The 22,935-nt window shown below is 58.8% G+C and carries 21 protein-coding genes; 4 read left to right on the top strand and 17 right to left on the bottom strand.

Translation table 11 applies throughout. The features are described from left to right. Positions 1–6: 6 nt before the first annotated feature. From ACSSVC_RS29685 to ACSSVC_RS29670, 4 genes are read right to left on the bottom strand one after another with little or no spacing between them, the layout of a single operon-like run. On the bottom strand, positions 7–711 hold the full coding sequence (locus tag ACSSVC_RS29685) for an ABC transporter permease (protein ID WP_346633894.1): 705 nt from the start codon (positions 709–711) through the stop codon (positions 7–9). Between the two features lie 9 nt (positions 712–720). After that, positions 721–1,434: an ABC transporter permease gene (locus ACSSVC_RS29680; protein ID WP_011063272.1), complete on the bottom strand. Its 714-nt coding sequence runs from the start codon at positions 1,432–1,434 to the stop codon at positions 721–723. 51 nt (positions 1,435–1,485) lie between these two features. After that, positions 1,486–2,259 (bottom strand): transporter substrate-binding domain-containing protein, encoded by a 774-nt coding sequence (locus ACSSVC_RS29675; RefSeq protein ID WP_346633895.1) that lies wholly within the window; start codon positions 2,257–2,259, stop codon positions 1,486–1,488. Positions 2,260–2,308: 49 nt separating this feature from the next. Beyond that, the gene (locus tag ACSSVC_RS29670) at positions 2,309–3,103 is read right to left on the bottom strand and encodes an ABC transporter ATP-binding protein (RefSeq protein ID WP_404937611.1); all 795 of its coding nucleotides are present in this window, start codon (positions 3,101–3,103) and stop codon (positions 2,309–2,311) included. Between the two features lie 225 nt (positions 3,104–3,328). Here ACSSVC_RS29670 and ACSSVC_RS29665 point away from each other — a divergent pair, with 225 nt between their 5' ends. The 4 genes from ACSSVC_RS29665 to ACSSVC_RS29650 all read left to right on the top strand — a co-directional run bounded on the left by ACSSVC_RS29665 (position 3,329) and on the right by ACSSVC_RS29650 (position 7,383). Next, the gene (locus ACSSVC_RS29665) at positions 3,329–4,249 is read left to right on the top strand and encodes a LysR substrate-binding domain-containing protein (protein WP_492611796.1); all 921 of its coding nucleotides are present in this window, start codon (positions 3,329–3,331) and stop codon (positions 4,247–4,249) included. Between the two features lie 124 nt (positions 4,250–4,373). Further along, positions 4,374–5,981: a 5-guanidino-2-oxopentanoate decarboxylase gene (locus tag ACSSVC_RS29660; RefSeq protein ID WP_492611795.1), complete on the top strand. Its 1,608-nt coding sequence runs from the start codon at positions 4,374–4,376 to the stop codon at positions 5,979–5,981. A gap of 126 nt (positions 5,982–6,107) precedes the next feature. Beyond that, the gene (locus ACSSVC_RS29655) at positions 6,108–6,584 is read left to right on the top strand and encodes an HIT family protein (protein ID WP_346633898.1); all 477 of its coding nucleotides are present in this window, start codon (positions 6,108–6,110) and stop codon (positions 6,582–6,584) included. Position 6,585: 1 nt separating this feature from the next. Beyond that, positions 6,586–7,383: a GNAT family N-acetyltransferase gene (locus tag ACSSVC_RS29650; RefSeq protein WP_346633899.1), complete on the top strand. Its 798-nt coding sequence runs from the start codon at positions 6,586–6,588 to the stop codon at positions 7,381–7,383. On the opposite strand, the gene ACSSVC_RS29645 is transcribed toward ACSSVC_RS29650, so the two are convergent. The 13 genes from ACSSVC_RS29645 to ACSSVC_RS29585 all read right to left on the bottom strand — a co-directional run bounded on the left by ACSSVC_RS29645 (position 7,380) and on the right by ACSSVC_RS29585 (position 22,920). Continuing rightward, complete coding sequence (locus ACSSVC_RS29645; protein ID WP_346633900.1) at positions 7,380–8,249, bottom strand: DUF4087 domain-containing protein; 870 nt, start codon at positions 8,247–8,249, stop codon at positions 7,380–7,382. The two genes, ACSSVC_RS29650 and ACSSVC_RS29645, sit on opposite strands and share 4 nt — an antisense overlap. Positions 8,250–8,327: 78 nt before the next feature. After that, a complete protein-coding gene (locus ACSSVC_RS29640) occupies positions 8,328–8,954 on the bottom strand; it encodes an SMI1/KNR4 family protein (protein WP_492611794.1) in 627 nt (208 codons plus the stop codon). 246 nt (positions 8,955–9,200) lie between these two features. Then, positions 9,201–10,484 (bottom strand): glycosyltransferase, encoded by a 1,284-nt coding sequence (locus tag ACSSVC_RS29635; RefSeq protein WP_346633902.1) that lies wholly within the window; start codon positions 10,482–10,484, stop codon positions 9,201–9,203. A gap of 249 nt (positions 10,485–10,733) precedes the next feature. Then, on the bottom strand, positions 10,734–11,291 hold the full coding sequence (locus ACSSVC_RS29630) for an acyltransferase (RefSeq protein ID WP_346633903.1): 558 nt from the start codon (positions 11,289–11,291) through the stop codon (positions 10,734–10,736). 79 nt (positions 11,292–11,370) lie between these two features. Further along, positions 11,371–13,263 carry an asparagine synthase (glutamine-hydrolyzing) gene (gene asnB, locus ACSSVC_RS29625; protein ID WP_346633904.1) on the bottom strand — a complete coding sequence of 631 codons (1,893 nt, stop codon included), beginning with the start codon at positions 13,261–13,263 and terminating at the stop codon, positions 11,371–11,373. 3 nt (positions 13,264–13,266) lie between these two features. After that, positions 13,267–14,730: an oligosaccharide flippase family protein gene (locus tag ACSSVC_RS29620; RefSeq protein WP_346633905.1), complete on the bottom strand. Its 1,464-nt coding sequence runs from the start codon at positions 14,728–14,730 to the stop codon at positions 13,267–13,269. Positions 14,731–14,744: 14 nt separating this feature from the next. Further along, positions 14,745–16,013: a glycosyltransferase family protein gene (locus ACSSVC_RS29615; RefSeq protein WP_346633906.1), complete on the bottom strand. Its 1,269-nt coding sequence runs from the start codon at positions 16,011–16,013 to the stop codon at positions 14,745–14,747. Between the two features lie 140 nt (positions 16,014–16,153). Continuing rightward, entirely contained in the window at positions 16,154–18,034 is a 1,881-nt protein-coding gene (gene asnB / locus ACSSVC_RS29610; RefSeq protein WP_346633907.1) for an asparagine synthase (glutamine-hydrolyzing), read from the bottom strand. Between the two features lie 117 nt (positions 18,035–18,151). Beyond that, positions 18,152–19,297, bottom strand: coding sequence for a DegT/DnrJ/EryC1/StrS family aminotransferase (locus ACSSVC_RS29605; RefSeq protein WP_346633908.1), 1,146 nt, complete (start codon positions 19,295–19,297; stop codon positions 18,152–18,154). A 5-nt stretch (positions 19,298–19,302) separates the two neighbouring features. Beyond that, entirely contained in the window at positions 19,303–20,277 is a 975-nt protein-coding gene (locus ACSSVC_RS29600) for an NAD-dependent epimerase/dehydratase family protein (RefSeq protein ID WP_346633909.1), read from the bottom strand. A gap of 13 nt (positions 20,278–20,290) precedes the next feature. Continuing rightward, positions 20,291–21,382, bottom strand: coding sequence for a DegT/DnrJ/EryC1/StrS family aminotransferase (locus tag ACSSVC_RS29595; protein WP_346633910.1), 1,092 nt, complete (start codon positions 21,380–21,382; stop codon positions 20,291–20,293). Continuing rightward, a complete protein-coding gene (wbpD, locus tag ACSSVC_RS29590) occupies positions 21,383–21,967 on the bottom strand; it encodes a UDP-2-acetamido-3-amino-2,3-dideoxy-D-glucuronate N-acetyltransferase (RefSeq protein WP_346633911.1) in 585 nt (194 codons plus the stop codon). 5 nt (positions 21,968–21,972) lie between these two features. Then, entirely contained in the window at positions 21,973–22,920 is a 948-nt protein-coding gene (locus ACSSVC_RS29585) for a Gfo/Idh/MocA family protein (RefSeq protein WP_346633912.1), read from the bottom strand. Positions 22,921–22,935 lie beyond the last annotated feature (15 nt).

The raw sequence follows: 22,935 nt of genomic DNA, 5'->3' as shown, positions 1-22,935 counted from the left end.
ATGGGTTCAGGCCTGACGCTGCGGCCGCTGATTCTGAGAAGCGGTGCCCAAGCGTGCGCACAGATGTTCGATGACAAAGGCCAGGACGATGTAGATCAGCGCCACCGCCAGCAGCGGCTCGTAGACCTTCAGGGTCTGGGCGCGTACCAGGTTGGCCGCGCCGAGCAAATCAGTGACCGCCACGGTGGACGCCAGCGCAGTGGCCTTGAGCAACAGCACGCATTCCCCCACCAGGGTCGGGCGCACCAGTTCCAGGGCCCGGGGCAGCCAGACCCGGCGCAGGGTCAGCCAGTGACCCATGCCATAGGCACGGGCCGCTTCCAGCTCGCCCCGGGGCACGGCCCGCAGGCCGCCGCGTAGTACTTCGCCGACATAGGCGCCGACGCTCAGGGTCAGGGCCAGGGCGACATACCAGAAACCTTCGCGCAGGTAGGGCCAGAGAAAGCTGCCGCGAATCGGCGGGTAGGCGGCGAACAGGCTGCCTACCCCGTAATAGAGGATGTAGATCTGCACCAGCAGCGGCGTACCGCGGAACACACTGATATAGAACTGCATCGGCGCGCGAATCAGAGGGTTGCGCGACACCCGGCCCAGGCCCACCACTACTGCCAGGGCAAAGCCGCAGATTCCGCTCAGCAGCAGGAGCTTGAGGGTGATACCCAGGCCGCGCAGCAGCTCGCTGGAAAAACCGTTGATCCAGGAAAAGTCCATCCGAGTCTCCTAGTGCTGGGGCAGCCAGCGGTTGGTGCGTCGTTCGAGCACGCGGAACACGCTGCCGGACACCAGGGTGATGACGAAGTAGAAAGCCGCGACCGCGAGGTAGAACACCAGGTAATGCTTGGTGGAACCCGCCGCCTGCTTGCCTACTGAAAGCAGTTCGCTGTAGCCGACAATGCTGATCAGCGCACTGTCCTTGACCAGTACCAGCCACAGGTTCGACAGCCCGGCCATGGCGTAGGGCAGCATGCTCGGCAGCAGGATGCGCCGCACCAGCAGCCAGCGCTCGATGCCGTAGGCGCGCGCCGCTTCGATCTGGCCGTGGGGAATGGCCTGGATCGCGCCACGGATGATCTCCGCCGAATAGGCGCCCTGGACAATGCCCAGCACCAGAACCGCAGCGATAAAGCCGTTGACCGTGACACTCGGACGGTCCATGGCGGCCATGGCCATGTTCAACAGGTCGGTACCGGCGTAGTAGAGGAGCAGGATCAGCAGCAGCTCGGGCATGGCCCGGTACAGGGTGGTGTAGACGTTGGCCAGCTTCACCAGCCAGCGCGGCCCCTTGAGCTTGATCATCGCCACCAGCAAGCCGATGCCCAGGCCGAGGACGAAGGCCCCGGCGGAAATCTGCAGGGACACCAGCGCGCCCTGGGCCAGGGCACCGAGCCAGCCGTCGGCGACGAACAGTTGGGAAAGGTCGGACAGAGAAATCATGACGTATCCAGTCAACGCCGGCGGCCCGCCGCAGCGGGCTCGCCGGACGGCTTAGTTGGCAGAAATGTCGACGCTGAAGTAGCGGCTGCGGATCTTGTCGTAAGTGCCGTCAGCCTTGAGCGAAGCCAGGGCGGTGTTGATCCGCTGCTGCAGGGCGCTGTCGCCCTTGCGCAGGCCGACGCCGATGCCCGAGCCGAACAGCGGGTCTTTCGGCGCCAGGCCCTTGTCCGCCAGACCGGCACCGGCCGCGGTCTTGAGGATCGGCTCGATGGTCAGGGCATCGGCCAGCATTACGTCGATGCGCCCGCTCTGCAGGTCGGCGATCATGTCGTCCTGGGTGGTGTAGTAGCGCAGGGTCGAGGTCTTGCCGTAGTAGGTCTTGGCGAAGGTGGCGTTGGACGTGGAACCCTGCACGCCGATCAGCTTGCCCTTGAGGCCTTCGGGGGTGGTCGCAAGCTCCAGGCTCTGGTCGGCGACCCACATGGCCGGGGTCTGGTAGTAGGGCGCGGAGAAATCGATGACCTTTTCGCGTTCATCGGTGATGCTCAGGGAATTGAGGATGGCGTCGATCTGGCTCGATTGCAGGGCCGGAATCAAGCCGTCCCAGGCCACCTCCTTGAGCGGGCACTGGGCCTGCATGCGTTCGCACAGCGCCTTGATCAGCTCCGGTTCGAAGCCGCTCCAGTCACCGTTACCGCTTTTCATCGAGAACGGCGGGTAGGGTTCCAGGGCGATGCCGAAGACGATCTTGTCGGCGGCCACGGCGTGGCTGGCCAGTGCACTGAACAGGCAACCGGTGGCAAGCACCTTGAGCAGGTTTTTCATGGCTTTACCCTTTATCGAAGTTGTTGTTTTCAAGGATTGAAGCGGGACGTCAGACGCGGTTTTCCTGAGCCATGACGAATTGCCGGCAGCGTTCGCTGACCGGGTCGAGGAACACTTGCTGCGGCGGGCCTTCCTCTTCCACCAACCCCTGGTGGAGGAACATCACCTTGCTCGACACATCCCGGGCGAAGGCCATCTCGTGGGTCACCAGGATCATGGTCCGGCCTTCCTCGGCGATGCCTTGGATAACCTTGAGTACTTCGCCCACCAGTTCCGGGTCCAGGGCCGAGGTCGGTTCGTCCATCAACAGCACCTGGGGGCGCATGGCCAGGGCCCGGGCGATGGCCACCCGTTGCTGCTGGCCACCGGAGAGAAAGGAGGGGAAAGCGTCACGCTTGTTGGCCAGGCCGACTTTTTCCAGCAGGTGCTCGGCGTGGGCGATGGCGTCCTTGCGGTCTTCACCGAGGACATACACCGGCGCCTCGATGACGTTTTCCAGCACGGTGCGATGGGGCCACAAGTTGAAACTCTGAAACACCATGCTCAGTTGAGTGCGCAGGCGTGCAACCTGGGCCGGGTCGGCGACCTGGGGATTGCCGGCGCGATCGGTCTTGATGCGCACCTCTTCGCCATTGATGCGCAAGCTGCCGCTGCAGGGAATCTCCAGCAGATTGATGCAGCGCAGCAGGGTGCTTTTGCCCGAGCCGCTGGAACCGATCAGCGAGACCACTTCGCCTTCATTGGCGCGCAGGGCAATGCCCTTGAGCACGTGGTGGTCGGCGTAGCTCTTGTGCAAGTCATCGATCGCCACCACGGGATTGACGGAGTTGGGCTGCGATTGCAAGGGTCGACCCTCTTGTTATTGTGCGATGGCCGGGCAGTACACGGCACAGGGTAGGACTGGAGAATTAGCCATCGATGGCCTGGGGTCAATCGAGCATTTTTAGCCGGACCCGGTAATTTTTTTCAGCAATGGACGTTTTTTTCGGCGACCGACAAGGCTATTGCCGGATCGCGTTTGCAGCTATGGTGCTGGCACTCGTTTTTTTGCAGTCGAGGCCTGATCGGTATGCGTTATCCCTCCATGACCGCCCTGCGCGCGCTGGACGCGGTGGCCCGCCTGGGCAGTGTCGCCGAAGCCGCCAATGAGCTGAACCTGACCCCCAGCGCCATCAGTCACCAGATCAAGAGCCTGGAGCAGATCCTGGGTTTTGCCCTGACCGAGCGCCTGGGCCGCAGCATTCGCATCACCTACCAGGGTGAGCGCTACGCTCGGGACATTCACTTGCTGCTGGCCAACATCCTCGAGGCCGGGCAGCGTTCCGATGGCCAGCAGGTCAGTGGCCGGCTGTGCATCAGCAGCCCGCCGGGGTTCGCCACCTACTGGCTGTGCACCCATATCGCCGAGTTCCAGGCGCTGTATCCCCAGGTGGAACTGCAGTTGGTGTCACCTCGCACGCCAGGTGACACCAGTGACAGCGGTGTCGATCTGTTCGTCGCCTACGGCATGGGCGACTGGCCCAACCAGCATGTGCAGAAGATCGTCTCCCTGCGTTATTTCCCGGTGTGCAGCCCGAGCCTGGTGAACGCCATGGGGGGCCTGAAAACCCTCGACGCGCTCGATCACGCTTTGCTCCTGCACATGATCGACTACTCCGACTGGCGGGTCTGGCTGGCAGCGGCCGGGGCGCCGAATGTCGATGTGCGCCGGGGCATCATCTTCGCCGACGCGCACTTCGTGCAGTCGGCCTGCATCGCCGGCCAGGGTATCGCCATGGGCGACAACCTGATCAGCGGCGAGGCCCTGGCTCGGGGGCAACTGGTGCAGCCCTTCGGCACCGAGATCGAATCCAATCGCGGCTACTACCTGGTGGCCGATCTGCTCAAGGCCGAGCGCCCGGTGGTGCTGGCCTTCAGCGAATGGGTCAAATCCCAGCTGCAGGGCATCACTCGCTTGCACCCGGAGCCGCGACGCAACGGCAAAGCGTGAATTTTATTGAGCAATCGCCGCGATTTTTTTCGATTGTTGCTCCTTGGGTGCAGCGACTAATGTCCCTCGACATCAGCCGGGCGCAGGGTGTCGTCCGGACGCATAAGAACAAGAGGAGTAGTCGATGACCACCTGTGCGCAGTCGCTGGTTCGTTTGCTGGAAGGTTATGGCGTGGACACGGTGTTCGGGATTCCCGGCGTGCACACCGTCGAGCTCTATCGCGGCCTGCACGGCAGTCGCCTGCGGCATGTCAGCCCGCGGCACGAACAGGGCGCCGGGTTCATGGCCGACGGCTACGCCCGGGCCAGTGGCAAACCCGGGGTCTGCTTCATCATCACCGGCCCTGGCATGACCAATATCCTCACCGCCATGGGCCAGGCCTACGCCGACTCGGTGCCGATGCTGGTGATCTCCACGGTCAACCGTCGCGAACACCTGCGCCTGGGCCATGGCCATCTGCATGAACTGCCGGACCAGCGGGCGATGGTGGCCGGGGTCTGCGCCTTCAGTCACACCCTGCAGTCGCCTGCGGAACTGCCGGAGCTTCTGGCCCGGGCCTTTGCCGTGTTCAAGTGCGCGCGGCCACGACCGGTGCATATCGAGATTCCCCTGGACGTGCTGGACATGCCCGCTGCTGACCTCAACCTGATGCCCCGTAGCCTGCCCGGTGCTCCGGCCCCGGCCGGAGCCTCGATCGAGGCGGCCGCGACCTTGCTCAACAGCGCCCACCGGCCGTTGATCCTGGCCGGCGGCGGTGCCCGAGGTTGCGCCGAGGCGCTGCGTCAGTTGGCCGAACGCCTGCAAGCGCCGGTAGCGCTGACCACCAACGCCCGGGGTCTGCTGCCCTGCGCCCACCCGCTGTTGCTCGACGGCGTGCAGTCTTCGACCCATGGCCGGGCGTTGATCGATGAAGCCGACGTGGTGCTGGCCGTGGGCACTGAGCTGGGGGAAACCGACTACGACTTCTTCGGCCTGGGCCCCCTGCGTTTCAAAGGCTCGTTGATCCGCCTGGACATCGACCCGATGCAAGTCATGGGCGTGCAACGGGCCCATGTCGGCCTGGTGGGCGACGCCCTGGAAGGCTTGCAAGCCTTGCTCGGCAAAGTGACGCAACCCAGCTCTCGCGGTCGTTGGGCGGTGGACAGTGTACAGCGGGTCAACCAGGCCGAACGCACCGGCTGGACGCCCAAGCAACAAGGCTTGCAGGGCTTGCTCGACCTGCTGCGGGACACCCTGGGCAGCCCGATCCTGGTGGGGGATTCTACCCAGCCGGTGTATCAGGGCGCCTGCGGCTACCAGGCCCCGGCCCCGGCCAGCTGGTTCAACGCCGGCAGCGGTTACGGCACCCTGGGCTACGGCCTGCCGGCAGCCATGGGCGCCAAGCTGGCACAGCCCGAGCGTCCGGTGGTGGCGTTGGTGGGGGACGGCGGCTTGCAGTTCGCCAGCAGCGAACTGATCGCCGCCCGGGAAGCGCAGATCGGCGTGATCCTGCTGGTGTGGAACAACCAGTGCTACGGCGAGATCCGCGACTACATGCAGGCCCGGGACATCGCGCCGCTGGGGGTGGACATCCTCACCCCGGACTTCCAGGCCATGGCCCAAAGCTTCCATGTGGCGCACCATCGCGCTGACAGCCCGGCGCAGTTGCAGGAACTGCTGCAGAGTCTCAGGGATATCCAACAGCCGGTGATGATCGAAGTCGACGCCGGCGGCTATCTGGCCCTGGACTGATCCGCAGGACTGTTCTGCGGACGGACTCTCGAGAGATCGGGCTTCAAGGGACAGGCCTTCAAGGGACAAGGTGGGTTACATTGACGTAGCCCGCCAGGACGCACCTTGTCACTTGAGGATTCATGGATGAACTGCATTTTCTGTCAGATCGTCGCCGGCACCCTGCCGGCGGCCGTGGTTTACCGCGATGAACACTGCATGGCCTTCATGGACGTGCATCCCCTGGGGGCGGGTCATGTCCTGCTGATTCCCCAGCCCCACGTGGAAAAGCTCGATCAATTGCCCGGCTTCGTCCGTCAGCATCTGTATCAGGTGTTCGATGGATTGGTGGCCGCGCAGCGGCGTGCCGGCTACGGCGTCGAAGGCACCCACCTGCTGGTCAATGATGGTCGGGCCACCAACCAGCACATCCCCCATGCCCATCTGCACCTGATCCCGCGCAAGCGTGGCGATGCCCTGGGGTTTGCCGGGCGCCTGCTGCTGCACTTCAGCGGGTTGTTTGGGCGTCGAGCCAAACTCGAGGTCCTGCAGCAGCAGGCTGCGAGCATTGCTGAACAGGTTCGGGTGCCCTGGGTCAGCGAAACCCCGATAGGCGGTCGCTGATATGGATCGCCGCCGCGCCCTGGCGCTTGAATACGCGGAGCACCAATACCTGCGGGCCCGGGTCCAGGGCGTGGCGAGTCTGCCGGGAAACCCTTATCAGGCGCAGCTCTATGGTGATCAGGATTGCGGAGCCTTTGTCGTGGGCGGCAATCCCAGTCCGATGATGAACCGGGTGCACGGCGACAGGACGCAACAGCCCCGCAGTCTTGTCGATCTGCTACAGACCTGCGCGGCCTACGCCCCGGCGATCGCCTTGATCACCGAGTCAGCCAAGGTGACGCCCACCTTGGATCTGGAGGGGCAGCGCTTGCAGCGCCTCAAGGGCTGGACCCACGGACAGCTGTTCGCCTCGGTGGACGAGTTGGTGGTGCCGCCTTCGGTGCTGGATATCGAGCTGGTGAGCGCATCGACCCTGGAAGGTTTCTGCGTTCTGCACCGCGAAGGCTTCAATACCCCAGCGGCCGCCCGCCCAGTCAACCAGGCGGCCTTCGGCGGCTTGCTCAAGGATGGGCGTGGGCATCTGTACCTGCTACGGGACCAGGGCGCTGCGGTGGCTGGTGCGGCGCTATTCATTGCCGACAACGGCGTGGCCTACCTGGGCACCGCCTTTACCACCAAGGCCGCCCGGGGCCAGGGGTATCACCGGGCCCTGATCGCCCATCGCCTGCAGCAGGCCGTCGCCCTCGGCGCCCAGAGTGTGGCGGCCACCGCACTGGTGAACTCGCAAAGCCGGCGCAACCTGGAGCACTGCGGCTTGCGCCTGTGCCACCTGCAGACCCTCTATAGGGCCGTGCCTTAGTGCGGGTTCTGTTGCGCCGCTGGCACCGGGTCGAAGCGGATCGAGTGCAGGATCGCATCCAGGGTCGCGAAGTCCTGGAAGAACCCCACGCTGTCAGCCACCACCTGACGCCGACCACTGTCGAGCAACGCCATCAGGCAGGTGCCACCATAGGCGTGAAAGCCGGTTTCCTCATCGCTGATGCCGCAGGTCTGATAGGCCCGCAAGCCTTTCCAGCCGTGGCCTGAGATGTCCTGCACCGGGCTGGGTGCATCCCTTCCGGCGCTGCGCATCCAGACGCCGCTTTCCTGATAGAAAAACAGCTCTTCGGCGGCCTGTTCCAGGCTGCCCTGCCGCAGGCACAGGTGGAGGGTGTATTCCTCGTTCGGGCGTTTTTTCGGGTGGTCCAGGGTGAGGCAGTTTTGCGTCTGGCTGAGCTTCCAACCTTGGGGGTACTGCAGGCTGAATCCCGGTCCGTTGAAGCGTGGTGAATCCTTGGGTAATACCGGTATCCCGTCTTCCTCCCGCAAGGGTTCATACAGGCTGGGATCGCTGCGACAGGCGGACAGCGGGCGGGCCTGGGCCTTGTGCAATTGGTCGAGGCGATGGGTCTGTGGATCAGCACTGGCGCTGACGCAGGCACAGCCGTAGCCGTAGTGGTTGTTGGTGCGCACCCATTGCTGGTCGTTGAAGGTGGGCCAGTCGCCCTCGGCCTGATAGCCGCCTTGGGTGGCTATTTCCCAGACGCCGTCGCGGTCGGTGAGGGTGGCATTGGCTGGGGTCGGATTCTCGAACCAGCCACAACGGCGTTCGACCTTGGCTGGCGCGGCGCTGGCGGGTAAGGCAATCAGTGCCAGGAGTGTGCAGATCAGGGCACGCTGAAGCATGGAGCATCCTTGTTCGAGGGTAGGAGTCGCAGATTGTGCACGGGCATCAGCCTCAGCAGAGACCGAGGGCCTTGTTATTCAGTAGCGCCACTTGCGCACCAGGTCCTCTCCGTAGCGCTGGCTGATCAATGCTTCGGCAGCATCATCGTCGTCATACACCTCCGCCAGGCAGAACAGCATCAGCGCATCCAGGTACTCCTCGGGGGAGTCGAAGAAGCGTGTCAGCGCTATGCCTGTGTCGTGATCGAAGTAGTACACCACGCCGCTGTTGCGTTCAAAACAGAACATATTGCCGTTGCCCAAGTAGTCGCCGAAGGCGATCAGCTGTTGGGCCAGGGACAGGTCCAGATCGGTCCCGGGAATGTCCACGATGCCGGGATAGGCTTTCAGCAGTGGCTGGATGGGCATAGTGCCGGGCTCGACGCTACAGAGGATTTCCGCCAGGGACAGCACCCCCAGTTGCCGATGGTAGTCGCGCAGCGACCGCGGCAATGGGCAGCCCAGGCGTTGCTCCAGCGCCTGCAAGGCGTCCTCGCTGACAGGGGTCAATTCCGGCTCGTTGACGTGGCCTTCCCACAGTGCACCGTAGGCGCCGATGACCGCCAGATACCAGCTCAGCCGTGCAGCCTGATCGGGCAGGTCCGGCCAGGCCAGGGGAGGGCAGCCGGCGGGAGGCCATTGTTCTGGGGGGGTTGTATCGGTCATGGAGCGTCCTTGCGAGGGCGGTGGGAGGAGGGAAGGCTTTATCCATTGTCTGGACACTGAAACCATCCTGGCAAACATGGACTTTCGGAGAAAGTTGAAGGCGCCTGCACGAGTATGTGGATGGGGGCTGACGTCTTTTGCGTTGGTCTGCGTGGCAGTGAGTGATGCCACTGACGATACAGGGCAGTTACTTAGGACTAGAGGCCTGGAGAGGGTTCTCCAAGCCGCCAGTGTGTTTGCGTCAGCTCATTTTCCGTTAATTACGGAGGTCAGCAGATCAGCATATTGAAGGGCTTGTGACTGACGAGAAAAGCCTTGGGAAAACTCTGAGAGTGAATCCTCTTGTCTTGGATAAAAGTCAGGGTGGCTAAAGGCGCTGAGGAAACTGTCCTGGTTATCGTCTACAAGACTTGAGGGATGGGCCCTCTTCAATATCGATCCTGCCAGTGTGTCAGCGGAAATATCTGCGAGCACCGGGCGCCCTGAGCCGATGTACTCAAACAGCTTGGTTGTCAAAATTCCTTGTGCGCTCAATGAGCTGCGGACAGAGGTTTCAGCGAACAAAAGATAGTCCGAGTGGATAATCAACTCTAGTGAACGAGTGTAAGCCACCGCAGAGTTGAAGCTGAATGCGGATGCAATTGATGGGTATTGATTTTTAATGGCCTGCTTGACCAGTTCTGCGCGACCATAATATTCGATATTAAACTTCTCATAATTTTCAGGAATGTCTTTTTTTAACTGAACCAGTGCCTTCATAATGTTGTGAGGAACTCTTTCAGGAGAGACTACTCCCATGTAGCGGATAGTTACTTTATCGGCCGAACGTACTACCGGAGTTGATCGAGCCTGACTTAGGACCAGATGATCATAGCCGTTCATGATGACCGACACATTGGTAGTCATAGCTTTATAGTAAGAGGCCATGGGCTCTGAAATGGTAACCACATGATCAGCACTGCGGGCCAACCAACGATCGATACGTAACTCCAGCCATTTGGCAAATGGACCGCCTGGCATACCGTGACATTCGCTGAACTGATCCCTGTAGTCGAGGACGCAAGGCACATTGAATCTTTTTTTACAGAACAGTGCAGCCAGCAACATGGGCCAGGGGGGCGATGATCCGACAACGATATCCGCGGCAGCCAAGGCTGCCTTTGCTTGAGGGTCTAACCATGGACTCAAGAATGAAAAAGCAAAAGGTAGTCTTGGGTCCGGAACCTGTCCCAGTATGTTTTGAATATAGTTTTTCAGTTTTCTCCGCCAGGAGGGAGTGCCTACATACATGGGCTCAAAAGCTACATCGGCTTTTTCCGATGTGGAAATTCGCCCCATCTTGTCGAGTTCCAGAACGTTGACCTTGTCGGGAAGGGACTCACTGAAATCCCCATCCGCAGAGGTTTTCTTGGTCGTGATGACTGTGACTGCATGACCTTCTGCAGCCAAGTATTTGGAGATGGCTTCAATTCGTTTCGCACCTGCACTATTAATAGGTGGGAAATAATGCACGATAAAAACTATATTCATCTTCTGGTCGTCAAGTCCTGGATGGGGCGTATGCAGTATTGCGTTACGTTAATGTTTAGTTTCTGAATATCAATATGAGGCTTTGTTGAGTGCTCAAACTTTAGAGCTCTATTATTGCTTGCACTCAATAGCTGCACAGACGCATTATTTTGCCATTGGAGAGGGAAAATATCCAGAATCAAGAACCGTTCTATCGCGCAGCAATCGGTCAGTAATGGGGTACATACGTATGCTGACCCAGGCGGCTTATTACCCCTGTTGCCGAGCCGGAGCACCGTAGAATTTTGCCCCCGCAGGAACATCGCGGTTTACAAAACTCATGGCGCCGATAATCGCACCGTCACCAATGCTGACACCCATCTGAATGATCGAGTTGGGGCCGATGTAGACTCCGTCGCCTATTTTCGTAGGTTTTCGGCTGGCTTCAACTTGCCCCAAGGATGTACTCCATTCCACGGTGTGGTGGGTGTATATCTGTACACCGCAGCTGACGGACACGTAGCTGCCGATCTCCAACCCGCCGGAGCCGTCCAGCACCACATTGGGGCCAATCCAGGTGTTTTTTCCAACCTTTACATCACCCAGGATCAGCACGTTGTTGTAGCAGGATGTCCCTTCTCCAAATCCGTAGAACCTGGCCGTCTCCCAGCGATCCGAGAGCAGGTCGTTTATCGAGACATGCCTCTTGAACTTGGAGAATATATCGGCGCGTAATTGGTTGATTACTCTTTTTACCTGTTGCAGAAGTGCTTCGTCAGCCTTTGGTGAAGCTCCCGGGTCTTTAGGCGAATCAGTTTTAATCGTCATCACTGTTCTCACTTTTTCAATCTCAAGACTTGGCTGCCATCCCCGGTGGGTTAATCGAGCTTTGGCCGGGTTGCCTCAATCAGCGCAGTTCAAAGTTATGTTGATACCACCGGGTGAAGTTGATCCAGCGCCAGACTTGCCAGGAGAAAGCAGCTTTCCCTGAAATGATTTTCTCGAACTCTTCAAGGATTTGTGGCTGGTTCAGGAATGGCAGTCCAAGATCAATCTTCAGCCAGCCTCGGATCTGCTCGGCCAGTTGTACCAGCCACACCTGTTCGGGGGTAGAGAAGCCGATCTTGTCCCTTCGGTCCAGGATGGCGTCTGGAACTATTCCACGCATCGCTGCCCGGAAGACGGACTTGGTTTCTCCTGATTGCGAGATCAGATAGTTTTCTGGCAAGGAAAGCAGGAAGTCGGCCATGTCGGAGGTGAGGAAAGGCACCCGACTCTCGATGGAAAAACGCATCGAATTCCGATCGCCATGGCGCAACAGTGACTGTAGCCCGCGGTGGGTCAGTGAGAATGCCAGCTCGGAGGCCAGTTTGCGTCCGGGCAGATCGTAGGGTGATTTCTGTTGTGGATAACCGATGTGCACACCGGCGTCACGCAGCATCTGTGTATCTATCCACGAAGGGCTGGCCTGCATGCCGTTTCCACGTCTGAGCAAGTCGTACACGGGGCCTTCGGCGCACTCGGCAACGACCGTCTTGAAGCAGTGCTTCAAACTTCTGTCTGGCCATTTTGACCACTGCCTTGCGAAGTTCAGAGCCTGCCGGTAATGGCCCTGTTCGAGCATGCTCTTGATGCGTTTTCCTGGGTAGCCGTGATAGCCGGCCAGTAACTCATCGGCTCCCTGACCATCGAGCGTTACCGTGATGGCGTTGTCTTTGGCCAGCTTGAAGACCCGGTACTGGGCGTAGATGCTGGTGCTGCCAAAGGGCTCACCTTGAGCGCGAATCATGTCATCCAGGTCATTGGACAGTTCCTGGGGGCTGACCAGTACCTTGTGAGCCTTGGCGTTGACCTTGGCGTTGACCAGGTCGACCCAGGATTCCTCTGATACGGCGCTATCGCGGGCGATATAGCTGAATGTATTGATGGCTGCATCCGGTTCGATCTTGCGCATGGCGCAAACCACTGCCGAAGAGTCCAGTCCACCGGACAATGCCGCTCCCAGGGGAACGTCGCTGCGCAGATGCAGCTTGATGTTATGCAGGAAACGTTCGCGCAACTCATCAGCGGCTGCCGGGAAGCTCAGGGTTGACGTCTGTTCTACCTTCGGTCGCCACCACTGTTGCGGTGCACTGAGCTGGCCGTTGGATAGATCAAGGTGCAACAAGTGCCCGGGCATCAGCTGATGCACGCCTTCGAAAAAGGTCGAGGCCTGGGAATCGTAATCGCCATGCACCAGGTAGTCGTAGGCGCGTTGCCAGTTGAGCTGAACCTTGTTCTGCTTCAACGCTTTCAATGCTGGCATTTCTGAGGCGAAAAGGAAGTTGTCGCCTTCACGGGTGTAGTAGAACGGCTTGATCCCGAAGGGATCGCGAATGCAGGAGAGCCTGTTGGCCACTCGGTCAAAAACCGCGAACGCAAACATTCCGCGCAAGCGTGCAAGGGAGTCGGCTCCCCATTGAATCCAGGCCGCTAGCAACACCTCGGTGTCGGAGTCCGAATGGAACACGTGCCCCAGGGCTTGCAACTCAGTACGCAATTCGCGGTAGTTGTAGATTTCGCCATTGAAGACGATGGAAAAAAGCTGGTCCTTGGAGTGCATCGGCTGATGGCCGGCTAAGGACAAGTCAATAATGGATAGGCGCGTGTGACCCAGCACTAGTTTGTTGGAGGCAACCGGCATCTCTTCGTAGCCGAAGTCATTCGGTCCACGATGGCGCAAGGTCTGAATGGCCGCGTCGATACTCTGGGAGTAAGAGTGGGTTTCGCTGACGGAGAAGAAACCGAGTATTCCACACATAAATTAGCTACTTCTTTGCGAAAAAAGTTTAAGGCGGCTGCGGACCATCTGTCCGGCTTTACGCAGCTCGGAAACCTGAACAAGCCCCAAGGCCACAAAAATCACTGCCGTGCTGCTGATGAACATCAGGTTGACCAACCAACGCAAGTAGCTGTCCAGTTCTGAACCCAATCGCAGTGCCAGAAACAGCGCCACGACCGTTGCAGTCATTGAGCCGCAAAGCGGCCACCACTTATGCGGCACGGGATACAGCCTTTGACTGCACAGCATATAGATGACGAACGTCAGCGAACTTCCCAGGAGCATTGCAATGGCGGCGCCGCTGCCTCCCAAACGAGGAATCAAGATCAGTCCCAGGGCAATGTTGGCAATCAGCCCCGCGAGATTGATCCAGATGGTCATGTGGGTTTTCTTGGCGATGCTGATGCCAGGGGCAAAAATGTACATCTGGGCCAGGAGAATTGACGGTACCAGGAAGACAATCAGCTTGGAGGCTGAGTAGTAGTCTGAGGTTGTCATCAGTACCAGGACGTCATGGGCAAACAGCCCAAGTGTCAGGTAAGTCAGTAATGCAAAGCAGCAGAACACCCTGAAAATACGCGCCAACTGCCTGGGAGTATCGGCTTCGCGGTAGTAGGTATAGATCAATGGTGTCAGGGCCCCTTGGAAACCGACCATGACCAGGCTGACGGCACTGGCCAACCGGACAGCGACTCCATACAGCCCGACCTCGCCGATCGACACAAAGTGGTTGATCAGCAAACGGTCGATATAAATGCTGGCAAGGACCGTCACACTGGCAGGGACCAAGGGGATGGAGAACGCCAGCATCTCCTTGAGCCGGGCCCAATCAAAGCGAAAGCGAAAGCTCTGCCGCAGGTGATACAGCCCGTAGACAGTGCCAATGATGACTCCGGCGCTCATGCCCCATAGCAGCCCTTGCAAGCCCATTCCTGCACCGTAGGTGAGGAGTACTGCAGCTCCAGCAGTGACCAGGGAGACAATGATGCTGACGAGTGCATAGTGCTTGCTGCGCAATTCCCAGCGGAACTGGTTCTGGATGAGGTTGAACAGACCGTTGAAGAAAATGTAGACAATGCCGACCTTGAAGGCGCCAGTCAGTCCTTCGCGCCCCATGATCCAGGTGGACAGATCATCGGCATAGGCCAGGGTGATCACGGCGAACAGCGAGTAGCACCCGGCAGTGAACCAGAAGGCGGACGATGCATAGGCGCAACGGCGATCAGGGTCTGTTTCCGCTGAATAGAAGCGCGCTATGCCCTGGGACACCTCCAGGGCAATGGTCAGTGCGATAAGGCCTGAGAAAACCAGCAACAAGTCCAGAGAACCGTAGTCTTCCGGGCTCAGCACTCGGGTGTACAACGGCACCAGAAATAGCGCGAGCCCCTTCGAAAGCAGTGCGGGGATTGCGTAAATGACACTGTCTCGAATAAAGAGCTTGAACATATGTCGGCAAAACCCTAGCGGTTATCCTGGTTTGAAGGAAAGTAAAAGTACTTGATGAACAGGCGTTGAAGTTTGCCTTTTGCGGCAGCCAGGAGTATTGCCTTCTGCTCAGGTAATGGTGGGAATGTATCGTGTTGGTTGTTCCAGATTTTGAAGTAATTTTTGATAAATGCTTCTTCGCTGTACTTCTCCTGCCAGAATCCCCAGCAAGCGGCCATGACGCTTTCCAGATAAGCGCGATCGGCCAGCAGTTTTTCCAGGCAAGAGGCCAGCAGGTTCGCATCAACAGGAAACTGGATGATGGGAGAGGCCGGCAAGCCAGTAAAAACATCATAGTTTCCTGAAACGATTGCACAGGATGCGGCAGCGCCTTCGATGCCGAATCGACCTGGCCAGGTGGCTGGCTGGTCGACAACTATGTCCGCTGCCAGCAACATGCTGACCACTTGGTGATTGGGGATGTGCTCCAGCAGGTGAAACTCGAACGCGTAGCCCTTTTGTCGGAGCGTTTCCACTGCCTCCAGCACGAGGTCGGTTCGTTTTACTGCCCGGTTCGAGGGGGCGTGAACGAGAACCGGGATCTCTCCCGGACGACGCGGGCCGGTCAGTAGCGACGTCTGGCTGAACGTGAAGTGTCCCAGCATCCCAGTCTGGAAGGTCGCCTGGTTCCTTGAGGAAATCGTCTTGGCAAAGCGCTCGGCCATGAACTGGCGATAGTACTTTCTCAGCATGTCCACCAGGGGGAGTGCGGGATAGGAACCAATCGCTATACCGGGCGTGTACTTTTCAAACAATGCGTCATGCAGGTGGCGGCAACGCACATCATCTCCGCAGTGCTGAACAACCAGGTCAACCCCGGCGAGGCGATAGAGGATGTAGTCGAGGTTCAGCGCGAGTAGGCTGGTGCACCAGATGAACCAGGCCTGATCGGCGCGTAAAAGGATCCAGGGTAAATGTCGGGAACGACAGAGTGGTTCGCTGAACAGGCGGATTTTCAGGGCCAGGGCAGAGGCGCCTTGTGCGTCGGTTTCTCCGTAGAAGACCCCAGCGTGGGAGCGAGCACTGCGCACGGTAATGTGCTGTTTTGCCAATGCGGCAGACAGTTCGCTGATGTTGTTGGCAATCTCGTGTATGCCGACAAAGACATATTCAGGTTTTGCCGGCCGCTTGCTGCAACTGCGCTTGATTCTCATGGCCAGGGCCGGCAGCAGGAATAAGGCAAAGCAAAAAAACGAGAATAAAAAGAAGCATGCAGATTGGGCTATTTTGAAGATGATTTTCATTTTACGTCCTGTGCATTGCTTCTTTCATGCTGACTCTGCAGCCATAGCAGCGCTGGGTCAGTGCTGCTATGGCCGGATCTTGATCGTGATGTTTCACACGGCGGCTTTATATATGACGGGTCAAGGCTGGTACAACAAGATCATGCAAAGCAGCCTTGCATATACTCTTCCATATTCAACAGGGACCAGATCAACAGCCTTCTGTTCTGTTTTCCTGAAAGATGTTCCTCGACAAGCGAAGTCAGTGCGGACTGGTCAAAAACGTCATAGATATGTGCGTTTTTATTCAGCAGTTTCCTTCTGACAAACTCCATGCTCTCGCCTTTGAACCAGCTGGAGTCCGGCGCGGAGAAGCCTTGTTTCTCAGCCCGGGCGATATCGTCCGGAATGTATCGTTTCATGACATCGCGGAAGATCTGCTTGCCGTCTCGAGCTTTTTCAAAGTACTTGCTGACTTTATCGCCCTGATCGTTCTCGTTGACTCTTATCACATCGGCCAGATTGTTCAGCTTCAAATGAACCGGGCAGCGCATGGCGAAATCAACCAGATCGTTATCCAGGAATGGCACACGGCTTTCCAGGCCATGGGCCATGCTGAGTTTGTCTTCGACTACCAGCAAACCATGAAGGAAGGTCTTGGCTTCGAAGTACAGCGAGTGGTTGATATAGTCTTCCGGGGTGTACAGATTGTCTGCGTGGTGTTTGAAGACATCACGGAAGATGTCCCGGGTCCACACATGCTTTACATCTTTCCAGATCGGCGCAAAGACCTGCTTGATCTCATTGTTGGGAATCAGCCGCTGCCAGAATGCGTAGTACTTATCGATGTAGTGTTCGAAGTCATCGTTGACCACGGCACGGTAGTAGCGCCATGGATAGCCGCCAAACAACTCGTCCCCGCCGGCTCCGGACATGACTACCTTGACGAATTTCGATGCCAATTGGGCGGCGTAGTAGTTCGGGTAGCTCTGGCCCACTCTGGGTTCTTCCAGGTGCCAGGCCAGTTTGGGCAGGGCTCTTTCCATGTCTCCGGCTTTCAGGACCATTTGGTAATGTTCGGTCTTGAAGTGGTAGGACATGTATTCGGCTTTACTGCGCTCATCGAACCCCATTTCGATACCCGAGGCGGAGTTGAGATCGAAACCACAGGTAAAGGTTTTCATGTAGGGATAGGACTTGGCCGCGATCGCAGTGATCGAGCCGGAATCCATTCCGCCACTCAGATAACTGCCCAATTCAACGTCAGTCACCAGCTGCCGGTTGACGGCCTGCTGGAACAAACGGTCCAGCTCTTCACGGTACTCTTCGTCGCTGGCTTTGACCTTGGGTTCCTGGAAGTTGTAATCCCAGTACTGGGTGAATTGCAGGGCCGGCGTGCGCCGCTTCATGTCCAGCACGGCATAGTGGCCGGCGGGCAGCAGCTTCACATCGTTGAGCAATGTCTTGTCGGTAAAGATGTTCTGGAAGGTGAAGTATTCCAGCAGGGCTTCCTTGTCCAGGCTGCGCTGAAACTGGGGCATCGCCAGGATGGCTTTCTGTTCAGAGCCGAAGGCTAGGGTCTGCCCTTGATGTGCGTAATACAGCGGCTTGATGCCATAGCGATCCCGGGCCAGCAACAGCGTTTGTTCCTGGCGATCCCACAGGGCCAGGCCGAACATGCCGTTGAAGCGCTCCAGTGCTTGTGCCCCCCAGGCGATCAAGGCATTGAGAACCACTTCAGTGTCAGTGCGTGAACGGAACTGGTAGCCCAGGGTTTCCAGTTCGGTGCGCAGCTCACGGAAGTTGTAGACCTCGCCGTTGTAGACCAGTACATGGCGCTGGGAGAGGGAGGCGGCCGGCTGGTGGCCGGCAGGAGACAAGTCGATGATTGCCAGGCGCCGATGGCCCAGGCCCACATTGCCTTCAATCCAATGCCCTTCGCCATCGGGACCGCGATGGGCAATGGCATCCGTCATGCGCTGCAGAACTGCAGGCGATACCGGGTTGTTATCGAGATGGATGAGGCCGGTAATGCCGCACATGCGTTTTGATGCTCCTTTGGATCGGGGGGAGTGCAGTAGGAAATGCGCAGGTCTGCGCAGTTCCGTTGCCTGAAAAAGGTCATCCCGCTCGAGTGAGCGGGATGCAGGTGCTGTTACTCAGCGCAGTTGGCGAATGGCCTCGACTACGTAGGCGTAGTCTTCTTCGCTCATCCTGTTGTGCAGCGGAATCGCCATGGTGTGGTCGTTGCAGTCGCGGGCGCCCGGGAAGTCTTCGGGTTTGAGGCCGAAACGTTCACGGTAGTAAGCCAGCATGTGCACGGCGTGGGTGCCAGGACGGGTGGAGATGCCCTTGGCCTGGAGAATTTCCATCATGTCGTTACGCGGCATCGGGGCTTTTTGCGGGTCGATGTAGGTAACGAATGCCTGCCAGCCGTGGCGGCTGCCTTCCGGAGTGGTAGGGAGTCGCAGCCAGTCGATATCGGCCAGTTGTTCGCAGTAGTACTGGGCCCAGCGCGCACGTTCGTCGATAAAGCCGTCCAGCTTGCCCAGCTGTACCAGGCCGATTGCACCTTGCAGGTCGGTCATCCGGTAGTTGAAGCCCAGCAGGTTGAACTCCGGCAGCAGATAGGGGCGTGGGCCCAGATGGCGCTGTTCTTCGGAGAGCGAGGCACCGTGGCTGCGCAACTGGCTCATGCGTTCAGCCAGCTCCGGGTTGCTGGTGGTTACCATGCCGCCTTCGCCGGTAGTCACCGACTTGCGCGGGTGGAAGGAAAATGCCGCGGCATCGCCCAGGCTGCCGGCAGGGCGGCCTTTCCAGTCAGCGCCTGCGGCACAGGCGGCGTCTTCGATAATGGCGACCTGCGCCGGCAGCGCCGCTCGCAGAGCATCGATATCCAGGCAACGGCCGAACAGGTGCACGGCAATGACGGCCCGAGTCTTGTCGGTGACCTTGGCGGCGACCTGGCTGATATCCAGGTTGTAGGTCAGGGGGTCGATGTCGACGAATACCGGAGTGGCGCCGCAGTACAGCACCACGTTGGCGGTGGCGATCCAGGTAAAGGTCGGAACGATGACTTCGTCGCCCGGACCGATATCCAGGCCGGCGAGCGCCAGGTGCAGACCCGTGGTGCAAGAGGTCACTGCCAGTGCGTGAGGAACCTGATGGCGCTTGGCAAAGGCTTCTTCAAAGGCTGCCACTTTGGGGCCTTGGGTCAACCAGCCGGTCATCAGCGGCTCACGTGCTGCCTGCCATTCTTCTTCGCCGGTGCTGGGTAACGAGATAGCAATGTTACGCTTTTCCATTGTGTTTACTCCGCCCCGTGCGTGGTGCGCCAATCGATAAGTTTCTGCAGGCCTTCACGCAGCTCGTACTGGTAGGTGAACCCCAGTTCTTCAGCCGCTTTTTTCGGGCAGCCGATACGGTTCTGTACCATGCGACGGGCATCGTCAGCGCTGTAGGGACGATACTGGACGACCAGGTCGGACTCTTTCATGTCGAGAATGGTGTCGCACAGTTCCTTGATGCTGGTCTGTACGCCAGTACCAACGTTGTAGAACTGGTCGGTGACGTCCGCTTCCAACGCCTTGACGTTGCAGCGAGCAACGTCTTCGACATAGATGAAGTCGTAAGCCTGGCTGCCGTCGCCGTTGATCACCGGGCCTTCGTTGGCATCGATCTTGTTCAGCATGATCGGAATCACGCCGGTGTAGGCGGCTGTCTGGTCCTGGTGCGGGCCGTAGACGTTCATGTAGCGCAGGCCGACATAGCTCAGGCCGTAGCGGTCGTGGAACGCGTGGCACATGGCTTCACCGGCAATCTTGGTGGAACCGTAGAAGTTGCGGTTGTTGAACGGATGGTCTTCGGTCATCGGTACTTCCACTGCGTCGCCATAGACCGAGGCGGACGAGGAGTAGACCAGACGCTTGATGTTGTTCTTCACGCAGGCTTCAAGAACGTTGAAGGTGCCTTCGACGTTGACGTGGAAGGCCGTGCGTGGGAAGTCCTTGCAGTGCAGCAGCCACATGGCGGCCAGGTGGATGACGCCGTCCATGCCTTGCATGGCGTCGTTCAGCAGGTCGATCTCGCGAACGTCACCGCCATTGGCGTACAGGCGGCAGCGGGGATCCTTGAGCTGCTCGGAGATGTTGCTGAGCTTGCCCCGGGCAAAGTTGTCATAAACCACAACTTCGGCCACGCCGGCCTTGAGCAGTTCCGAAATCACAAAGCTGCCGATGAATCCGGCGCCGCCGATGACCAGAACTTTTGAACCTTCAATTTTCATGCGTGTACTCCAATCAAATTTTGCTAGCGGTGACCAGCGCTTCGACAATGTGCGACTGATCTGATGCAGTCAGGTAAGGATGCATCGGCAGACTCATGACTCGTGTTGCCACAACGTCACCCACAGGAAGCTGTGCGTGCTCGTCTTTGACCGCCGGTTGGAGATTTAGCGGAATCGGATAGTGAACAGCCGTCGGCACTCCGCATTGCTTGAGGTGCTGTTGCACGGCATCGCGGTTGTCCACCTGTACGGTGAACTGTGCCCAGGCGCTGATATTGTGGGATTCAATATAGGGCGCGACGATTCCCGCTTGCGTCAAAAGTCGTGCGTAATTCTGCGCGACTTGCTGGCGTAATTGAATCTCTTCTTCGAGGATCTCCAGCTTGGGCAGCAGAATGGCGGCTTGCAGAGTGTCCAGGCGGCTGTTTACGCCGATGCGGATGTGATGGTAGCGACGGTCCTGGCCGTGTCGGGCGACCTGGCGAATGATTGTCGCCAGCTCTTCGTCGTTGGTGAAGATCGCACCACCATCGCCATAGCAACCCAGGGGTTTGCTGGGGAAGAAACTGGCGCAGGCAATGGTGCTCAGGTTGCAGGAGGCCTTGCTCTTGTAGCTGGCTCCGAAGCTCTGTGCAGCATCCTCTATAACTGGAAGAGAGTGCTTGCCGGCGATGGCGTTGATGGCGTCGAAGTCGGCGCACTGCCCGTACAGGGAGACCGGAATAATGGCTTTGGTGCGTGAAGTGATCGCCGCTTCCAGCAGGGCCGGGTCCAGGTTGTAGGTTTGCGGGTCGATGTCCACATAGACCGGCTTGGCACCCAGCAGGGCGACTGTTTCCGCCGTTGCTATGTAGGTGAAGCCAGGAGTGATGACTTCATCGCCTGGACCTACGCCCAGGGCCATGAGCGCGATCTGCAGGGCATCGGTGCCGTTGGCGCAGGTGATGCAGTACTTTGCCCCTGCATAGGCGGCCAGGCGCTCTTCCAGTTCAGCCACTTCAGGGCCGAGGATGTACTGGCCGTGGGACAGAACGCGAGCGATTCCCGCGTCAATCTTGTCCTTGAGGCGGGCTTGCTGGGTCTTCAGGTCGATGAATTCGATCATTTACTGTGCGTCCATTTTGCTCAGGTTGTTGCCACGCAACACATAGCGGGCGCCGGTATGTGGGCAGAGGCATTCGGCTTCCCCCTTGACCGGCAGTTCCAGGCGTTCACCAAACTCGCTCATCCAGCCCAGCTGTCGTGCGGGCACCCCAACCATCAGTGCGTAGGCCGGTACATCCTTGTTGATGACAGCACCTGCGCCGACGAAGGCGTATTCGCCGATGGTGACCCCGCAGACAATGGTGCAGTTTGCGCCCAGCGTGGCACCCTTTTTCACCAGGGTGTCGCGGTATTGGTCCTTGCGCTCGATCAATGAGCGTGGGTTGTAGACGTTGGTGAAGACCATGCTTGGACCACAGAACACACCCTCTTCCAGGGTCACGTTGTCATATACCGAGACATTGTTCTGGATCTTGCAATGATCACCGATGACCACTTTGTTGCCGACGAAGACGTTCTGGCCAAGGGAGACCCCTTTGCCGATCTGTGCGCCTGGGCATACATGCACGAAATGCCAGACCCGTGAACCTTCGCCGATCTGTGCACCATCATCGACGATGGCGCTAGGGTGCTGGTAATGGCTCATGACTGTCAGACCAGGCGGGACAGGAAGGGATGGCCTTCGTTGTCCTGAGCTCTGACAGGGTTCATGGTCCGGATGGTCTCGACGGTTTCCACGCAGTGCCGGGTATCCTCGATACCGTAGCCCTTGCCGTCGAGCACTGCTTGGTAGCTGACGGTATGGAGATCGGTGAAACCTTCGGAAAACTCGATTTCCGCGCCGTCGACAGTAATCGAGCGGTAGGTAGGTTTCTTGCCTTTGACCGATTCAGGCAGGTCGTTGGCATCAATGGAAAGGAACCAGCGTACCCGGGCATTCTCATACTCCAGATAGCCGCAGGCCTTGTCGGCATTGCTGAAGTGCACAACGTTGCGCTGCAGCTTGCCGAAAATGAAGTGCAGCATGTCGTAGAAGTGCACGCCGATATTGGTCGCGACACCAAAGGACTTTCGAGGGTCGCCTTTCCAGCTTTCCATGTACCAGCGGCCACGGCTGGTGATGTACGTCAGTTCCACCTCGTGCTTATGGGCGCTGGGTTGCGACTGCACACGGTTCTTCAGGTCGATGATCGCCTGATGGTGACGCAGTTGCAGGATGTTCCAAAGGCGCTTGCCGGTTTCGCGTTCAGTCAGGCTCAGGTCGTCCAGCAGTGCTGCGCTGGGTACCAGCGGCTTCTCGCAGATCACGTCACACCCCAGGCGCAGGCCGGCAGTGATATGAGCGTGATGGAGGTAGTTGGGCGAGCAGATCGAAACGATATCCAGGGCGGTTGCCGGATCCCGCTTGAGACGCCAGGCGTGATCGTAGAAGCGCTCGAACTCGGTGAAGAATTCGCTTTGAGGCGAAAGGCTGTCAATGATGCCGACGGAGTCGTTGATGTCGTAGGCACAAACCAGCTCGTTGCCGGTGTCCTTGATGGCACGCATGTGGCGCGGGGCGATGTAGCCGGCGGCGCCGATCAGGGCAAAGCGTTTCATGGAGTTCCTCGGGGA

It is taken from the genome of Pseudomonas sp. E1BtOHC1 (genome assembly GCF_058744285.1).
This window is presented reverse-complemented; position numbering and strand designations above follow the sequence as displayed.